17 protein-coding genes are annotated in these 16,549 nt (G+C 67.9%); 8 read left to right on the forward strand and 9 right to left on the reverse strand.

Going from position 1 to position 16,549, the window contains the following annotated elements; genetic code table 11:
* The first annotated feature begins 115 nt into the window (after positions 1-115).
* Positions 116-1,207, forward strand: a complete 1,092-nt coding sequence (locus AC07NN_RS13030) for an NADH:flavin oxidoreductase (protein ID WP_494641328.1) — start codon at positions 116-118, stop codon at positions 1,205-1,207.
* A 169-nt stretch (positions 1,208-1,376) separates the two neighbouring features.
* Here AC07NN_RS13030 and AC07NN_RS13035 read toward each other — a convergent pair whose 3' ends face one another.
* On the reverse strand, positions 1,377-2,168 hold the full coding sequence (locus AC07NN_RS13035) for an SDR family NAD(P)-dependent oxidoreductase (RefSeq protein WP_494641330.1): 792 nt from the start codon (positions 2,166-2,168) through the stop codon (positions 1,377-1,379).
* Between the two features lie 106 nt (positions 2,169-2,274).
* Entirely contained in the window at positions 2,275-3,186 is a 912-nt protein-coding gene (locus AC07NN_RS13040; RefSeq protein WP_494641332.1) for an SMP-30/gluconolactonase/LRE family protein, read from the reverse strand.
* 350 nt (positions 3,187-3,536) lie between these two features.
* Between AC07NN_RS13040 and AC07NN_RS13045 the strand changes: the two genes are divergently transcribed.
* Entirely contained in the window at positions 3,537-4,556 is a 1,020-nt protein-coding gene (locus tag AC07NN_RS13045; RefSeq protein ID WP_494641334.1) for a hypothetical protein, read from the forward strand.
* Here AC07NN_RS13045 and AC07NN_RS13050 read toward each other — a convergent pair.
* On the reverse strand, positions 4,538-6,616 hold the full coding sequence (locus AC07NN_RS13050; protein WP_494641336.1) for a hybrid sensor histidine kinase/response regulator: 2,079 nt from the start codon (positions 6,614-6,616) through the stop codon (positions 4,538-4,540). The genes AC07NN_RS13045 and AC07NN_RS13050 overlap by 19 nt on opposite strands.
* A gap of 189 nt (positions 6,617-6,805) precedes the next feature.
* Here AC07NN_RS13050 and AC07NN_RS13055 point away from each other — a divergent pair, with 189 nt between their 5' ends.
* Together AC07NN_RS13055 and AC07NN_RS13060 are read left to right on the forward strand one after the other, a co-directional pair.
* The gene (locus tag AC07NN_RS13055) at positions 6,806-7,219 is read left to right on the forward strand and encodes a hypothetical protein (RefSeq protein WP_494641338.1); all 414 of its coding nucleotides are present in this window, start codon (positions 6,806-6,808) and stop codon (positions 7,217-7,219) included.
* Between the two features lie 149 nt (positions 7,220-7,368).
* Positions 7,369-7,878 (forward strand): hypothetical protein, encoded by a 510-nt coding sequence (locus tag AC07NN_RS13060; protein ID WP_494641339.1) that lies wholly within the window; start codon positions 7,369-7,371, stop codon positions 7,876-7,878.
* Positions 7,879-7,896: 18 nt separating this feature from the next.
* On the opposite strand, the gene AC07NN_RS13065 is transcribed toward AC07NN_RS13060, so the two are convergent.
* The 5 genes from AC07NN_RS13065 to AC07NN_RS13085 all read right to left on the reverse strand — a co-directional run bounded on the left by AC07NN_RS13065 (position 7,897) and on the right by AC07NN_RS13085 (position 12,208).
* Complete coding sequence (locus AC07NN_RS13065; RefSeq protein WP_494641341.1) at positions 7,897-8,406, reverse strand: dihydrofolate reductase; 510 nt, start codon at positions 8,404-8,406, stop codon at positions 7,897-7,899.
* Positions 8,403-9,242, reverse strand: a complete 840-nt coding sequence (locus tag AC07NN_RS13070; protein WP_494641343.1) for a thymidylate synthase — start codon at positions 9,240-9,242, stop codon at positions 8,403-8,405. The genes AC07NN_RS13065 and AC07NN_RS13070 overlap by 4 nt, the downstream gene beginning before the upstream one ends.
* A 274-nt stretch (positions 9,243-9,516) precedes the next feature.
* Positions 9,517-10,467 carry an SH3 domain-containing protein gene (locus AC07NN_RS13075; protein WP_494641345.1) on the reverse strand — a complete coding sequence of 317 codons (951 nt, stop codon included), beginning with the start codon at positions 10,465-10,467 and terminating at the stop codon, positions 9,517-9,519.
* 118 nt (positions 10,468-10,585) lie between these two features.
* A complete protein-coding gene (locus AC07NN_RS13080; RefSeq protein WP_494641347.1) occupies positions 10,586-11,536 on the reverse strand; it encodes a CsgG/HfaB family protein in 951 nt (316 codons plus the stop codon).
* 108 nt (positions 11,537-11,644) lie between these two features.
* Positions 11,645-12,208: a DUF924 family protein gene (locus tag AC07NN_RS13085; RefSeq protein ID WP_494641349.1), complete on the reverse strand. Its 564-nt coding sequence runs from the start codon at positions 12,206-12,208 to the stop codon at positions 11,645-11,647.
* Between the two features lie 98 nt (positions 12,209-12,306).
* On the opposite strand from AC07NN_RS13085, the gene AC07NN_RS13090 reads away from it, so the two are divergent.
* The 3 genes from AC07NN_RS13090 (at position 12,307) to AC07NN_RS13100 (ending at position 14,272) form a co-directional block, all read left to right on the forward strand.
* A complete protein-coding gene (locus tag AC07NN_RS13090; protein ID WP_494641351.1) occupies positions 12,307-13,290 on the forward strand; it encodes an RcnB family protein in 984 nt (327 codons plus the stop codon).
* Between the two features lie 162 nt (positions 13,291-13,452).
* Positions 13,453-13,842 (forward strand): DoxX family protein, encoded by a 390-nt coding sequence (locus AC07NN_RS13095; RefSeq protein ID WP_494641352.1) that lies wholly within the window; start codon positions 13,453-13,455, stop codon positions 13,840-13,842.
* Positions 13,843-13,879: 37 nt separating this feature from the next.
* Entirely contained in the window at positions 13,880-14,272 is a 393-nt protein-coding gene (locus AC07NN_RS13100) for a VOC family protein (RefSeq protein WP_494641354.1), read from the forward strand.
* A gap of 1 nt (position 14,273) precedes the next feature.
* Here the strand turns inward: AC07NN_RS13100 and AC07NN_RS13105 are convergent, their stop codons facing one another.
* Positions 14,274-15,140, reverse strand: coding sequence for an NAD(P)H-dependent oxidoreductase (locus AC07NN_RS13105; protein ID WP_494641356.1), 867 nt, complete (start codon positions 15,138-15,140; stop codon positions 14,274-14,276).
* 236 nt (positions 15,141-15,376) lie between these two features.
* Between AC07NN_RS13105 and ilvC the strand changes: the two genes are divergently transcribed.
* Positions 15,377-16,396 carry a ketol-acid reductoisomerase gene (gene ilvC / locus AC07NN_RS13110; RefSeq protein ID WP_494641358.1) on the forward strand — a complete coding sequence of 340 codons (1,020 nt, stop codon included), beginning with the start codon at positions 15,377-15,379 and terminating at the stop codon, positions 16,394-16,396.
* The last annotated feature ends 153 nt before the right edge of the window (positions 16,397-16,549 follow it).

Genomic DNA, 16,549 nt, shown 5'->3' on the forward strand with positions numbered 1-16,549 from the left:
GGGGAGGTGGCCCGAAGGGCCGGAGGGGGCTGCGCCGGCCTCAGTATTTCTAACTAGCGCCATCTCCGAACAAGTGTTTGGATCGCCCGCAACAACTCCTGTTCCGGAATCCCCCATGTCGCTCGACGCCCTGTTCAAGCCGTTCGAATTCAAGTCGCTGAAGCTGCCCAACCGGACGGTGATGGCGCCGATGACGCGGTCGTTCTCGCCGGGCGGCGTGGCCACCGATGATGTCGCTGCCTACTACCGTCGTCGGGCGGAAGGGCAGGTGGGCCTGATCGTCACCGAGGGCACGGGCGTGGCCCGTCCCGCCTCGCTGAACGACGCCAACGTGCCGCGCTTCCACGGCGAGGCCGAACTGGCCGCCTGGAAGAAGGTGGTCGACGAAGTCCACGCCGCCGGCGGCCTGATCGCCCCGCAGCTGTGGCACGTCGGCTCGGCCAAGGGCCCCGCCAACCTGGGCAAGGTCGACAGCCCCTCGGGCCTGTCCAAGAAGGACGGCAACGTCTTCACCGAGCCGATGACCGACGAGGACGTGGCCGACACCATCGCCGCCTTCGCCACGGCCGCCGCCGACGCCAAGCGTCTGGGCTTCGACGCCATCGAGCTGCACGGCGCGCACGGCTACCTGATCGACCAGTTCTTCTGGGAAGGCACCAACGTCCGGGACGACCACCTGAACGGCCCGACCATCGCCGAGCGCAGCAAGTTCGCCGCCGAGATCCTGAAGGCCGTCCGCGCCGCCGTCGGCCCGGACTATCCGGTGATCATCCGCCTGTCGCAGTGGAAGCAGCAGGACTACGCGGTCAAGAACGCCGAGACCCCGCAACTGCTGGAAGCCTGGCTGCAGCCGCTGGCCGACGCCGGAGCCGACATCTTCCACTGCTCGCAACGCCGCTTCTGGGAGCCGGAGTTCGAGGGCAGCGACCTGAACTTCGCCGGCTGGGCCAAGAAGCTGACCGGCGCCCCGACTATCACCGTGGGCTCGGTGGGCCTGTCGGGCGAGTTCATCGCCGCGTTCGGCGGGGAGGGCAGCCAGCCCGCCTCGATCGACGGCCTGCTGGAGCGCCTGGAGCGCGGCGAGTTCGATCTCGTCGGCGTCGGCCGCGCGCTGCTGCAGGACCCTGAGTGGGTCGTGAAGATCCGCGAAGGCCGTACTGACGAACTGAAAAGCTTCGAACGCGCCGCCATGGGCACGCTTTACTAGACCATACCCCCTGTTCCGGGGCTGTCGGACAAGACGGCCCGGGACCATCGTCCTCCCCACACGAGAGCGCAGGGAGGCGTCGATGGACTGGTTGCCTTATGTGGCGGGTTTGCTGGCGCTTCTGGCCATGGCCCTGCTGGTCGCGGGGGCGTTCCTGCGGGAGTAACGCCTAAGCGATCGTCGTCACCAGGCCGCCCTCGACCTTCAGGGCCGCGCCGTTGGTCGCGGCCGACAGCGGGCTGGCGACGTAGGCCACGAGGCTGGCCACTTCCTGCGGCTCGATCATCCGCTGCAGCAGCGACGCGGTGCGGTGCTTCTCGAAGAACTCGGCTTCATGCTCTTGCGGCGTGCCGTCCGGATTGGTCGAGACGCTCTTGAGGAAGTCGAGGATGCCGGCCGCGCGGGTCGGGCCCGGCAGGACCGAATTGACCGTGACGCCCGTGCCCTTGGTCGCCTGCGCCATGCCGCGCGCGACGGCCAGCTGGGCCGACTTGGTCATGCCGTAGTGGACCATTTCGCCGGGCGTCGCGAGACCGGACTCGGACGAGATGAAGATCACCCGGCCCCAGTCGCGCTCCAGCATGCCGGGGAAGTAGCCGCGCGACAGGCGCACGCCGCTCATGACGTTGACCTCGAACAGCTTCAGCCAGTCCTCGTCGGGCGTGTCGACGAAGGCCTTCATCTCGTAGATGCCGAGGTTGTTGACCAGCACGTCCACCGACGGGACGGCCTTGAGGATGGCGGCGGCGCCGTCGGCCGTAGCGGCGTCGGCGAGCACGCCCTCGACATTCTTGCCGCCCGAGGCGCGGATGCTGGCCAGGGCTTCATCCAGCTTGGCCCGGGTGCGGCCGGTGACGAACACCTTGGCGCCTTCGACGGCCAGGGTGCGGGCGATCTCCAGGCCGATGCCGGCGGTCGAGCCGGTCACCAGCGCGGTCTTGTCGTTCAGTTTCAGGTCCATCGCTGGGCTCCGTTGCTTCGATGGAGCCTAGATGGGACGGCCCCGGCCACGGACTATACCGTGGCGGGGACCAGGACTTGTGACTTCACGTCACGATTTGTCGGCGTCAGCCGTTGAAGTTCAGCTTCAAGCCTGGCCGCGGCCACCGCGCCTTGTAGAGCTTGCCGGTCCCCGAGGCCGTGATCCACGCGTCGCGCATGTCGTCGCCGCCAAAGCAGATGTTGGTCACGATCACGTCCGGGAAGGCGAAGTGCTCGGTGCTCCCGTCCGGGTCGAAGGCGGTGATGCCGCCGTTGATGATCGTCGCCACGCAGACCTTGCCGCCGGCCTCGACCGCAAGGCTGTCCAGCAGCTGGTAGCCCGGCAGGTTGCAGACCACGTTGCCGGGCATCAGCGGGTGCGGATCGGCCAGCACGCCGGGCGAGATCACCTCGAACGACCACAACCGCCCCAGCATGGTGTCGGCCATGTAGACCGTCTTCTCGTCGGGCGAGAGGCCCACGCCGTTGGGCGAGACGAAGTGGTCGCGCCAGCGGGTGATCTTCGAGCCGTCGGCCAGAGCGTAGTACAGCGCTCCGTACTTGCGGCCGTCGGGCGTCGAGCAGCCATGGTCGGTGAACCAGAAGCCGCCTTGCTTGTCGAACACGAGGTCGTTGGGGCCAACCAGCTTTTTGCCGTCGCATTCGGTGTAGAGCGTGGTGATGGCCCCGGTGGCGATATCGACCCGCTGGATCGAGCCGCCCGTATGCGTGGGCGGGGTAGGGCCGGGGATGTTCAGGCCGTTGGCCTCGAAGAACTGGAAGCTGGCGCCGTTGTTGGTGACGTAGAGCGCCCCGTCCGGACCGATCGCCGCGCCGTTGGGACCGCCGCCCGTCTCGGCCACCGTCTCCTTGCGGCCGTCCGGCCAGATGCGGGTCAGGCGCTGGCCCTGGATCTCGGTGAGGATCACCGAACCGTCAGCCATGGCCACGGGGCCTTCGGGGAACTGCAGGCCGTCGGCCACCAGCTGGATGTCCATGAGCGTCTCCCTCGCCTCTATCGGGCGTCGGATGAGACTATAAACGGACGTTTGAACCTGGCGAGCGTTCCGTTCGGAGAACCGTGTCGTGCGAGCAACAGCAACCGCCACGCGTGCGGTAACCGTGTTCGCCAGGGGTTGTCGTGGGGCGGAGATTCGTGGGATCAGCCTGCCTCCACTTGAGCTCCAGGAGCTGATCCGCCGCATGAAACTCGCCGCCGCACAAACCAACGCACCGCCGAAGGCGGGTTGGCGCGCGCCGTCGAATTCGCGCTGCCGCCGATCCGCCCCTCGCACCCTGCGCACCTACCGCTAGTCGCGGCCGCTCCGGCCGCCGCCGGAGCTCTTCAATGACTGTCCAGTCTCTCGCGAGTACGACCTCTGTCGCCTCGCCGCTTCTACGCCTTATCGCGCCGTTCTACGCCGACGTGCTGGCCGCCCTCTGGCCCGCGCCGCACACGGCGTTCGTCACCGCCCCGGCGGCGCGCCGTCACCTGATCTGCCTGATGCTGGCCGCCGAACCCCATGGCGGCCCGCCGATCGATGTCGCCCTTCTGATGGACCTGCCGCTGCGCAAGGCCATCGCCCTGATGCTGGCGGACGCCGCGCCCGAGGGACTACGACGCGCGCTGGAACATCTGGGCGAGATCGCCTGGGCGCCCGAGGACTATCGCGCGCTCGTCCACCTGCTGGCCGATCCGGCGCCGGCCAAGACCCTGCGCCACGCCCAGACGATCACGCCCGACCTGATCCGCGCCCTGACGGCGTTGCCGAAGGACCTGCGCGAGATCGGCGGCGTCGCCCTGCGTGTCACGCCGGCCCAGGCGGCCCTGCTGGCGGAGGCCCATTCGGTGCTGGCCAAGCGTCTGGCGCCGGAACTGCTGGCCCAGCGCGTCGCGGCCTGGGGGCACGCGCAGACCCCCAAGGCGCTGTTCACCCAGGTGGCCGAGGACTTCCGCCGCGAGCTGCCCCCGCCGCCCCATCCGGGGACGGAGCGTCTGCGCCCGCTGGAGAGCGCGGCCGCCATTCGCGACGCCGCCCGCCGCTATCGCAACTGCCTGGCCAACTATGTCGACTACGCCGTCGACCAGCGCAGCGCGATCTACGAGTGGCTGCCGGCGCCGGGCGCCGTGGTCGAGCTGATCCCCGACACCTTCTTCGGTTGGCGGCTGGACCAGGCGAGGCTGCAGAACAACCAGACGGTCGACGAGGCCACGCGCGAAGCCATCGTCGAGGACCTGCGCAGCATGGGCGTTCACGTCGGTCGCAGCGCCTGGCAGATCCGCCGCGCCCTGGAGAGCGCCGCCTCGCCGAAGTTCGAGCTGGAACCCGTCGACGCGGCGATCGCCGACTACTTTACCGACGACTGAGCCGTCAGGATCTCGACCGGCTCGGCGGTGAAGCGCGCGACCGCCGCCAGCAGGGTGTCGCGGACGATCGGTTTGGCCACGTGGCCGTCCATGCCGGCGGCCAGGCAGCGGGCGACCTGCTCGGGCATGGCGTCGGCGCTGAGCGCCAGGATCGGCACGGCGGCCTTGGGCCCAGCCATGGCGCGGATCGCGCGGGTGGCGGCCAGGCCGTCCATGTCCGGCATGTGGACGTCCATCAGCACCAGGTCGAACTCCTGGTCGCGGACCAGGGTGACGGCCGCGGCGCCGTCCTCGGCGGTGACCACGTCGTGGCCGCCCAGGGTCAGCAGGGCATGGCCCAGCTCGCGATTGACCGGGTGATCGTCGACCAGCAGCACCCGGGCGCCGCGCGCGTTGGAGGCCTCGGGCAAGGCGATGGTCAGGATGGGCGAGCACTCGGCGGGCTCAGCCGGCGCCTCGACCCAGAAGCAGGATCCGCGACCGGGCGCGCTCTCGACGCCGATCTCGCCGCCCATGCGGGTGACCAGCGCCTTGCTGATGGCCAGGCCCAGGCCCGTACCGCCGAAACCCCGGCTGATCGAGCTGTCGGCCTGGGTGAACCGCTGGAAGAGGCGCGACTGGACCTCCGGCGCGATACCGATGCCCGTGTCGCTGACCTCGAAGCGCAGGGTTCCGGGCGAGGACAGGTCCAGCCGCGCGGTGACCGCGCCCGCGCTGGTGAACTTGATGGCGTTGGACACGAGGTTCAGCAGGATTTGGCGCAGGCGGGTCTCGTCCAGCGAGAAGAGGGCGTCCTCGTCCTCGGCGTCGATTTCGAGACGTAGATCCAGGCCCTTGGCTTCGGCGGCGGGGGCGGCGATGGCCAGGGCGTCGCGCAGGACCTCGGCGGGCGAGGCCGGCTGCGGGTCCAGCTCCATGCGGCCGGCGTCCAGCTTCGAGAAATCCAGCAGGTCGTTGATGATCTCGACCAGCGAGCGGCCGGCGCGGCCGATCAGGTCGACGCGGCGGGTGCTCTCGGGCGAGAGGCCAGGATCGTCGGCGACCAGGTCAGCGAAGCCCAGGATGCTGTTCAGCGGCGTGCGGATCTCGTGGCTGATCGTGGCCAGGAATTCGGACTTGGCCTTGTTAGCGGCCTGGGCGCTGGCCTCGGCGGCGCGGGCCGTGTCACGGCCGCGCTCCATCAGGGCTTGCAGGCGCTTCTGCCGTTCCAGGATCATCGCGGCCATCAGGCAGACCGCGAACAGCACGGCGTGGAAGAGCAGGGCGTGGCGCAGAGGGGCCAGGGCCACCTCGCGGTCGACGCCGGTGCGATGCAGGATCGCGGGGATCGAGGCGGCCAACGACGCCAGCACGACGACGGCCACCGCGCGAGGACCGCCCCGGAAGACGGCCATCATAGCGGGAGCGAAGAGCAGGACCTGGAAGGCCGGTTCCCAGCTGAAGATCGCCACGGCGGTGACGGCGACCAGCAGGGTCAGCACGGCCATCTGCCACGCCGAGGCGGCGAACAGCGGCTTGTGGCGGCGATCCATCAGGATCAGCGTCGTGGGCAAGGCCAGGATGACGCCCAGGACGTTGGGCGTGATCCAGTCGGCCCAGCCGTCCCAGATCGGGCGTCCTTGCGACAGCGCCAGGATCCCGCTCGTCATGCTCGAAAGGGTGAAGACGATGACGGAGGCGACGCCGGTGATCCGGGCCAGTCCCCAGGGACTGCGCATGTGGTTGGTCAGGCCCAGGCGGCGCAACACGGTGGATGTGACGATGACATGGAGGATGTCCTGCGGCGCGACCACGGCGGTGAAGGCCCAGCTGACGCCGGCCAGCATCTCGACGACGACGTCCAGCAGGGCCGCCAGGGCGACCATGAGCCAGCGGGCGCGGCCCGGCAGGATCAGCATTCCGGCGATCAGGACGGCATTGGCGGTCCAGATCGAGGGCAGGTCGTGCGTCGCCCCCGCCAGGAACAGGCTATAGGCCATCGACCCCACGAAGACCGCGAGCAGGCTCGCGATCCGTAGGTTCTGGCTGTCTCCCGGCGAAGTCTGGGGCCTAGGGGTCAAGGTGGGTCTCACTCGTACTCGGCGGACACCATGCGCGTGCAGGCCTTGCTCCGGCGGTTAATCGAACAGCGTCATTGTGACGCCATCCGGCCCGGGAAGGCCGCCTGCGACAATCTGCTCCGGAGGTTCTTGCGCCCTTGGGTAATCGCGGTGACGCTGGCGCGACTCGAGGTGGCGTAGGGGGCCAAGATGCGCGCGGTGTGGATACTGGCCCTGGCGGCTGGCGTGGCGATGTCGGGATGCGCGACCAAGCCGAAGCCGGCAGCGGCGACGGGGCCGGCCTGCCCGGCGCTGAAGATCGAGACCTGGGGTCCGGTGCTGGACAGGGCCAAGAGCAAGGCCTTCGACGCCGAGCTCGAGCGTCGGTTCGGGTCCGCCGGGACGCATATCCTGATCGACCGCGTGACGGATGCGAAAGGCGACATCGCGGTCACCGGCCGCAGGATCGGCCCGGCCAAGTTCGCCATGCCCGAGACCGGCAAGGGCGGCGAGATCCAGGTCGTCTTCCAGGCTTGCACCCACAAGGTCCTGAAGACCCGCAAGCTGGCGGATCTGGAAGCCGAGCCCAAGCCGATCCCGAAGGACGACGAACCGGCGGCCTAGCGAGCGCCAATCCAGCGCCCTGGCCCAGGCGCTCTGGTCGGTGTTACGGCTGGAAACGGCGATGGCCGACGACATCGGTGATGACTATGCCTTGCGCCCGCCACGATTTCGCGGTGAGCGTGGAGCGAATACGGACAAGGGATTTGGGTATGCGGGTATCTTTGATGGCGGTCGCGGCGGCGGGCGTCGTGTTGGCGGGTTGCGGGACCATGCCCTCTCTGCCCTTGCCGAAGGTTCCCTGGTCGTCGAAGACCGAGGCGATGCCGACGCGGGCCAGCTGCCCGGCGATGAAGAGCGAACAATGGAAGCCGGTCGTCGACGCGGCGATCCACAAGGCCTTCGACCGTGAGCTCCAGAAGCGCTACGGCGACACCGCGACCCATGTGCGGCTTGGCTGGAGCAAGACCGACAAGGGCAATACGGTGATCACCGCTCACCGGATCGGTCCGGCCAAGTACGCCATGCCCGAGGTCGGCAAGGGCGGCGAGGTCGAGGTCGTCTTCCAGGCCTGCACGGGCAAGCTGCTGCACACGCACAAGCGGGCGGGCCTGGAGCGGAAGCCTCTGCCGCTGGCGGATGCCGCCGCCGAAAGCGCGCCAGCGCCCCAGGAGCGTCCGGCCCCACGCAAGCGCGGGATCAAGTGGCCCTGGAAGTCGTGACGGCGCGGAGCTGACGTCTCAGCGTCGCTCCAGCACGCGGAAGGTGAAGGCGTGATCATCGCCTTCGCCGGCGGGGTGCTCCTCGCGGCGGACTTCGGTCCAGGCGCTCTCGTCGAAGTCGGGGAAGCGGACGTCGCCCTCGACCTCGGCGGCGACCTCGGTGAGGTACAGGCGCTTGGCCTTGGGCAGGGCCGCCTCGAACAGGCTGCGGCCGCCGATCACGCAGACCTCCTCGGCGCCGTCGTCCTGCGCCTGCTCACGAGCCATCTGGACGGCTTCCATGAAGCTTTCGCAGGCCACGGCCTGCTCGGGCGCGAACGATCCGTCACGCGACAGCACCACGTTCATGCGGCCGGGCAGGGGCTTGCGGGGCAGGCTGTCCCAGGTCTTGCGACCCATGACGATCGGCTTGCCCAGAGTGTGGGCCTTGAACAGGGCCAGGTCCGACTTCAGCCGCCAGGGCAGATCGCCGTCACGACCGATGACGCCGTTGGCCGCGCGCGCGACGACGATGGCTAGGGGGATCAAACCGACACTTCCGCCTTGATGTGCGGATGGGCTTGGTAGCCCTCCAGCGTGAAGTCCTCGTACTCGAAGCCGAACAGGTCGCGCTTGTCGGCTATCTTCAGGGTCGGGAAGGGATAAGGCTCGCGGGTCAGCTGCTCGCGGGCCTGGTCCAGGTGGTTCAGATAGAGGTGGGCGTCGCCGAAGGTGTGGACGAACTCGCCCGGCTCCAGGCCGACGACCTTGGCGACCATCACGGTCAGCAGGGCGTAGGAGGCGATGTTGAACGGGACGCCCAGAAAGACGTCGGCGCTGCGCTGGTAGAGCTGGCAGGACAGCTTCCCGTCAGCCACGAAGAACTGGAACAGGCAGTGGCAGGGCGGCAGGGCCATGTCGTCGACATCGGCCGGGTTCCAGGCCGTGACGATATGGCGGCGGCTGTTGGGATTGGTCTTCAGGTTCTCGACGAGGTTCGCGATCTGGTCGATCACGCGGCCGTCGGGCGTGGCCCACGAGCGCCACTGCTTGCCATAGACCGGGCCGAGGTCGCCGTTCTCGTCGGCCCACTCGTCCCAGATGCGCACGCCATTGTCCTTGAGATAGGCGATGTTGGTGTCGCCCTTCAGGAACCACAGCAGCTCGATGAAGATCGAGCGCAGGTGCAGCTTCTTGGTGGTCAGGACCGGGAAGCCCTTGGCCAGGTCGAAGCGGATCTGGCGGCCGAACACACCCAGGGTGCCCGTGCCGGTGCGGTCGCCGCGCTGGACGCCGTTCTCGAGGATGTCGGCGAGCAGGGACAGGTATTGCCGCTCAGGATGATCGGCGGCGGCTTTCGGGGCGTCGAGGACGGCTTCGTACATGGTGCACGAATGTGGGGGCGAATCGCGTCCTTGAACACTGCGGCGTGGGGAAGCGTCCACAGGACGACGCCAACTATCCTCCCCCTTTGGGGGAGGGGGACCGCCGAACGGCGGTGGAGGGGCCAGCCATGCGTTCAGCTGTCTGCGTTAGGCGGGATTCGTTGTGGATATGCAGGATAGTGTGGGGAGCGGGCCTCATCACAGGGCCCCTCCACCGGCGTTCGCCGGTCCCCCTCCCCCAGAGGGGGAGGAGAAGCCAGCTTCCACTCGACCCCTACTTGCTCGGGGCCAGGCCCGTGTTCAGCACCCAGCCGACGTTGTCGTTCTCGTCGGCCACTTCCCACCACAGCTCCTGCTGCTTGCCGGTCGGGTAGACGATGGCGCCGGCGGGCAGGGTGCGGATCAGCTTGCCGCCGGCGACGGGCGTCGCGCGCATGGCGACGGGGCGCGTGGCCGTGAAGGTCTTCGACGGCGCGGCGGCTGCGGCCGGACCGGCGTCGGACAGCAGGCCCAGGTCGCTGACCATCTTCGAATAGGCGTTGATGAACGACAGGGTGACGATGCGACCGATGTCGGTGTCTTCGTAACCGCCGCCCACGACGCCGCCCCAGCCGATGCCGCCGCCAGCGCCCCAGCCGATATCGTTCTTCACGGCGTAGCCTTCCGACACCGACATGGTCTCGGTGGTGCGGACATTGGTCAGCGACAGGACGGTGTTGGCTTCCAGCTTCTTGGTCTTGATCCCGCCGACGAGACCCCCCACGCGACCGCCGATCATGCCGCCGATGGCGCCGGCCACCGCGCCGCCCCCGACATTGCTGTTGCTGCCCTGGACCTCGGCCACCAGCACATAGTCGGCCGCCTTGACCTGGCCCTGGCCGACGTTCGAGCCGCGCTGCAGCCCGAGGTTGCCGCCGATCTCGCGCTCCTTCTGGGCCGCGCCCAGACCCGCGCCGCGATCGACCAGGTTGAAGCAGTTCGAGCGCTGGACGATGGCGCGCAGCACCTTCTGGGGCGAGGCCAGGTTGTACTGGGTCCAGCCGCGGGAATCGTCGCCGTCGACGATCGACAGCGTGCCGAGCTTGCGCGAGCAGCGCGGCACTTCGCCGGACGCCTGGGCCTGCATCTGCTGGCCCTTGCTGGCCTTGGCTTGGGCGGACGCGATCTGCGGCGTCAGCACGGTCAGCGCCAGACCGACGGTCAGCGCATGGCGAATGGCTTTCATACTGGTGTTCCCCGAAATGTCCCCGACTTGCGGCACACTACAGGGGTGGTCAGCACGCGCCAAGATTGAGAACGCGGCGGTTGCGGTCGCCGCGTTCTTCACGTGTGGACGAACGGCGCTATCGCGCCGGTTCCAGCGCCGTGTTCAGCACCCAGCCGACATTGTCGTTCTCGTCGGCGACCTCCCACCAGGCTTCCTGCTTGGCGCCCGTCGGATAGACGATAGCGCCGGCGGGCAGGGCGCGGATCAACTTGGCGTTGGCGACGGGGCTGGCGCGCAGGTTGGTGACGCGGGTGGCGACGAACGACTTGTGCGGCGCGGTGGCCGCCGCCGGTGCGTCCGAAAGCAGGCCCAGGTCGGTGACCATCTTCGAATAGGCGTTGATGAAGGCCAGGGTGACCACGCGACCGATGTCGGTGTCCTCGTAGCCGCCGCCGATGGCGCCGCCCCAGCTCATCGAGCCGCCGCCGACGCCCCAGCCGATGTCGTTCTTGGCGGCGTAGCCTTCGCTGACCTGCAGGGTCTCGGTGGTGCGGACGTTGGTCAGCGACAGGACCGTGTTGGCCTCGACCTTCTTGGACTTGATGCCGCCGATCAGGGCGCCGGCGCGACCGCCGACCAGGCCGCCCAGGGCGCCGGCGACCGCCGTGCCGCTGGCGTTGCTGTTGCCGCCCTGGACCTCGGCGACCAGCACGTAGTCGGCGGCCTTGACCTGGCCCTGGCCGACATTGGCGCCGCGCTGCAGGCCCAGATTGCCGCCGATGGCGCGTTCCTTCTCAGCCGCGCCGAGACCCGCGCCCCGGTCGACGAGGTTGAAGCAGCCCGAGCGCTGGACGATCGCGCGCAGCACCTTCTGGGGCGAGGCCAGGTTGTACTGGCTCCAGCCGCTGGGATCGTCACCGTCGACGATCGACAGCGTGCCCAGCTTGCGCGGGCAATGCGGCACCTCGGCCGAAGCCTGGGTCTGTAGTTGTTGGCCACGCGTGGGCTTGGCCTGGGCAAGGCTGGAGGCAGGCGTAGTGACGTAGAACGCGAGGCCGATGGCCGCCGCGCTTTTGAGCGTTTTCATTGTTGAGTGTTCCCGAACCTAAATGGAGCGGGCGCTACCTATTGGCGAAATGAAGTCTCGCCAAGTTAAAGTGGTGTTAGGTTTCGTCCGCTCTAAGATTACAGGGCGTTAACCCGCGAACCCGCCCTCGTCGAGAAACTCTTGCTCGGCCTCGGTGGTTTTGCGACCAAACCCGGCGTTCCTATGGGGGAAGCGACCAAACCGCGCGATGATGTCCCGGTGGAGCAGGGCGTACTTCATCGATTCTTCGTCGCCAGTGTCAGCTTGAAGCGTGGCGAAGAGCTGGACGCTGAACTCCTGGTCGACCAGGGACTCCGAGTGTTCGAACGGCAAATAGAAGAACCGGCGCAGGTCGAGAGCGATGACCGGGTCCTGGTCATGGCCGGCGGCGATGGCCTCGCGGGCGAACATCCGCGCCAGCGGGTCGGTGGCGAAGGCGTGGGGCGTGTTGCGATACATGTTGCGCGGGAACTGATCGAGCAGGATCAGCAGGGCCAGCGCCCCCTCCGGCGTCCGGGCCCAGTCGTCGTACCGACGCATCGAGGCCCGGTAGTGAGTCTGCTCGAACTTCAGGGCGATGGCGGCGTCGAAGGCCTGGTCCTTGGCGAACCACTTCTTGGGCCCGGCCTTGCGCCAGAAGCTGACGACGTCGTTGGGGTGCGCGGTCATCAAGCCTCCTGCCGTCGTTCAAGCGCGGTTCATCCGCCGAGTCAGACACTGCTATCAAGGGACAAGCCCGGGCCGCGCTTCAAGGCCCCTCGGAGTAAGAAATGAAACGTCTGATCACGACCGCCATGCTGCTTTCGCTGCTGGGCGGCGCGGCCGCCGAAGCCGGGGCGGCGGGGGCGGTGGTCGCTCAACAGCAGGCGCAGCGCGAACAGCGCGATGGCCCGCGCGGGGATCGTGGCGACCGTGGCGGTGAACGCGCGGACCGTGGCGATCGCGGTGATCGTGGCGGAGACCGTGGTGGTGATCGTGGCGGCGGCTGGAACCGCGGCGGCGGCGACCGTCCGCAGCCCCAACCGCAAGCGCAGCCCCAACCTCAAGCTCAGCAGCAACCGTCGAACAACGGCGGCAGTGGCTGGAACCGTGGCGAGCGCGGGGATCGCGGTGACCGTGGCGGTCGTCCGGACGGCGCCGCCGGCAATGCAGGCAGCGGCTGGAATCGCGGCGACCGTCCGCAGACCCAGCCTCAACCTCAACCGCAACCTCAGCCGCAACAGCAGCAGCCGCAGAACAATGGCGGCCGCGACTGGAACCGGGGCGGGAACGACAATCGCGACCGTGGCAGCGGCTGGAACCGCGACAACGACAATCGGGGTGGTTGGGACCGCAACGACCGGAACGACAACCGGGGCCGCGACAACGACCGCCGCGACAACAACAACCGCTGGGACAACAACCGCGGTGGCTGGGATCGTGACGACCGTCGTCCGGGCCAGGGTCAGTTCCGTGACCGCGATCGGGGCCGACCGCAGTACGACCGTAACCACTATCGTCCGAGCTTCCGCTCGATCCAGCGCTATCGCGCGCCGGCCTACCGCTACCCCAGCGGCTGGTACGTCCGCAGCTGGTCGTTCGGCGACTATCTGCCGGGCGGCTGGTACTCCAGCTCGTACTATCTCGACTGGTGGCGTTACGACCTGCCGCAGCCGCCGATCGGTTGCGAGTGGGTGCGGGTCGGCGACAACGCCATCCTGGTCGACGTGTGGAGCGGTCAGGTCCTGAGCGTCTACTACGACCTCTTCTGGTAAAGCTGTCCGGCGGGCGGGTCTCTCAACGAGGCCCGCCCGTTCGCTTTTGGGAGACCCCTCTCGTGGCGTTCGTCGAATTTCTTTCCTCCCGGTGTCGGCTTCGGCCAAGCTCGGCCGTCCTCGGACCAAAGGCGGCTGTTCCGCCACAAGGAGAGACATCCGATGAAAGCTTCGCCCATGGTGTGGACCGGCCGCGTCCTGACCGGCCTTTTCGCCCTCTTCATGCTGGGCGCCTCGATCGCGCCTAAGCTCCTGGGCATGCCTGTTGCCGCGCAGACCCTGGTCTCGCTGGGCTGGAAGGCCGACTACGTCCTGATGATCGGCGTGATGGAGCTGACCTTCCTGGCGCTCTATCTCTTCCCGCGCACCTCGCTGCTGGGCGCGGTGCTGATGACGGGCCTGCTGGGCGGGGCCATGGCCACCCAGGTGCGGATCGAAAACCCGCTGTTCAGCCACGAGCTGTTCTCGCTCTATCTGGGCCTGTTCATGTGGGGCGGCCTGTGGCTGCGCGACCCGGCCCTGCGCGCCCTGTTTCCCTGGCGCAAGGCCTAGCCGCGCCTATATCCGGGCCAACCAGGGAGTAGGATGCATGAAGCCGGCCGGTATCGATCACGTGGTGCTGAGGGTACGCGACCGCGCCGTGTCCGAGGCCTTCTACATGGGCGTTATCGGCTGCGTGCTGGAGCGCCGACAGGAGAAGATCGGCATGACCCAGCTTCGCGCCGGGGTCTCGCTGATCGACCTGGTCGAGCTCGACGGCGTCCTGGGGCGCCAGGGCGGCGCGGCGCCGGGCGTCGAGGGCCGCAACCTGGATCACTTCTGCATCGCCATCGAAGGTTTCGACCTGGCGACGGTCAAGGCCGAGCTCCTGGCCAAGGGCGTCGAGCTGGGCGACGAGGGCGACCGTTTCGGCGCGTCGGGGCTGTCGACCTCGATCTACCTGAAGGATCCGGACGGCAACGGGCTGGAGCTGCGAGGGTAGATCAGACGTTCGTCGTCGACTTCGCCGCCCGCTCGTCGTCCTGTATGGCGACCACGCCTTTCTTCTCCACGTGCCGGATGAACGCGCTCCCCCAGGCGTCGAAGGGCTTCAGGCCCTTGGCGTCGGCCATCATGTCCTCGATCTGGTCGTCGGCGTAGGGGACGCCTTCTCCGAACGCGCCGGCGACCCACAGCTCGTCGGGGACCTCGATCCCGCTGTAGCGGCACTGCCAGACCAGGCCCTGATAGGCCAGACGCTCGTCCTGGTAGGGCTCCTCCTTCGGGTCGAACCAATCCTTGTGCTGGACCAGCTTCGGACGGCCATCGTCGCCGATCTCGTCGGCCCCGCCGTCGCAATAGGTGAAGAAGCCGGCCGTGCGGCCTTCCAAGTGGTTGCGGGTCAGCCGCCGCCACTCGGGCGAGCGTTCCAGGGCCTGGGCCTTCAGGGTGTCCTTCTTGTCGATCAGGTCGGGGCGGGGATTGCCGCCGGCGGCGCAAACCAGGCGGTCGAACATCAGCTTGAAGTTGGTCGTCGGCCCGTACCAGTTCGTCGGCCCGATGAATGCCCAGGCGTCGGCTCGCGCCAGGCGGCCATAGAGGTCCAGGTCCCACATCAGGTCCGGCTGGGTGGTCGAGCGTGGGCCGTAGCAGTTGCAAGGCCAGACACAGAGCGCCATCGACGAGGAGACGCAGGCGTTGCACGCCTGGATCTTCGGCTTACCGTGCTGGTTCCCCAGGTCCTCGGTGTCGACCTGCCAGCCGGGCGGCATCCGCGCCGCCATCCGCTGCATCAGGGCCCGGGCCTTCGAATCCAGGCCTGGGCAGCTGTTGTGGCGACGCTGCGAACCCGCGATGAGGAGGACCCGCAAGGGGCGTTGCTCAGTCGGCTGGAAGGGGGCGATCGGTGGCGCGTGGCCATCCTTTTCGGGCGTCGGCATGGCGTACGAACGCATGAGCGCTTAAAACGTGGCCGCGAGGGTTCTCGCATTTCGGCGTTCTGTCGGCTTCGCCTTGACGAAACGGCAAAAAAACGCTCAAACGCCCGGCCTTTGTCGCTCTGCCGTTGCGCCTGGCGACCCTGATTGACCAGTCCTGGAGAAAAAACATGCGCGTCTACTACGACCGCGACGCCGACATCGCTCGCATCTTGGACAAGAAGATCGCGATCGTAGGCTATGGCTCGCAAGGTCATGCGCACGCTCTCAACCTTCGGGACTCGGGTATCAAGAACGTAGCCGTCGCGCTCCGCGCCGGTTCGCCGACCGCCAAGAAGGCCGAAGGCGAAGGCCTGAAGGTCATGACGGTGGCCGATGCCGCCGCCTGGGCCGACCTGATCATGATCCTGGCGCCCGACGAGCATCAGGCCGCGATCTACAAGAACGAGATCGCCCCGAACATCCGTGACGGCGCGGCCCTGCTGTTCGCCCACGGCCTGAACGTCCACTTCGGCCTGATCGAGCCGAAGGACACCATCGACGTCCTGATGGTCGCGCCGAAGGGCCCGGGTCACACCGTGCGCGGCGAGTACCAGAAGGGCGGCGGCGTGCCCTGCCTGATCGCCGTGCACCACAACGCCACCGGCAACGCGCTGGACCTCGGCCTGGCCTACGCCTCGGCCATCGGCGGCGGTCGCTCGGGCATCATCGAGACCAACTTCCGCGAAGAGTGCGAGACCGATCTGTTCGGCGAACAGGCCGTCCTGTGCGGCGGCACGGTCGAGCTGGTCCGCGCTGGCTTCGAAGTGCTGGTGGAAGCCGGCTACGCGCCGGAAATGGCTTACTTCGAGTGCCTGCACGAGCTGAAGCTGATCGTCGATCTCATGTACGAAGGCGGCATCGCCAACATGAACTACTCGATCTCGAACACCGCCGAGTACGGCGAGTACGTGACGGGTCCGCGCATCATCACGCCGGAAACCAAGGCCGAGATGAAGCGCGTGCTGGAAGACATCCAGTCGGGCAAGTTCGTCCGTGACTTCATGCTCGAGAACGCCGTGGGCCAACCCTCGTTCAAGGCCACGCGTCGCCGCGCCGCCGAGCACCAGATCGAGGAAGTCGGCGGCCGCCTGCGCGACATGATGCCGTGGATCGCCAAGAACAAGCTTGTCGACCAAGCCAAGAACTAAGAAGCGCGATCGCCGAAAGTGGTCGCCGGTTTCGGCGGCTATCGCGCGGCAAGCGAACAGACTTCAGTACCCAGTAGCTTAGTCCCACCGAGCCCCCGGTTCCCCAAAGGACCGGGGGTTTTCGTTTGCGCGAGCGATCAACTTTGGCGTGGG

Source organism: Caulobacter sp. GW821-FHT09H08 (assembly GCF_059415885.1).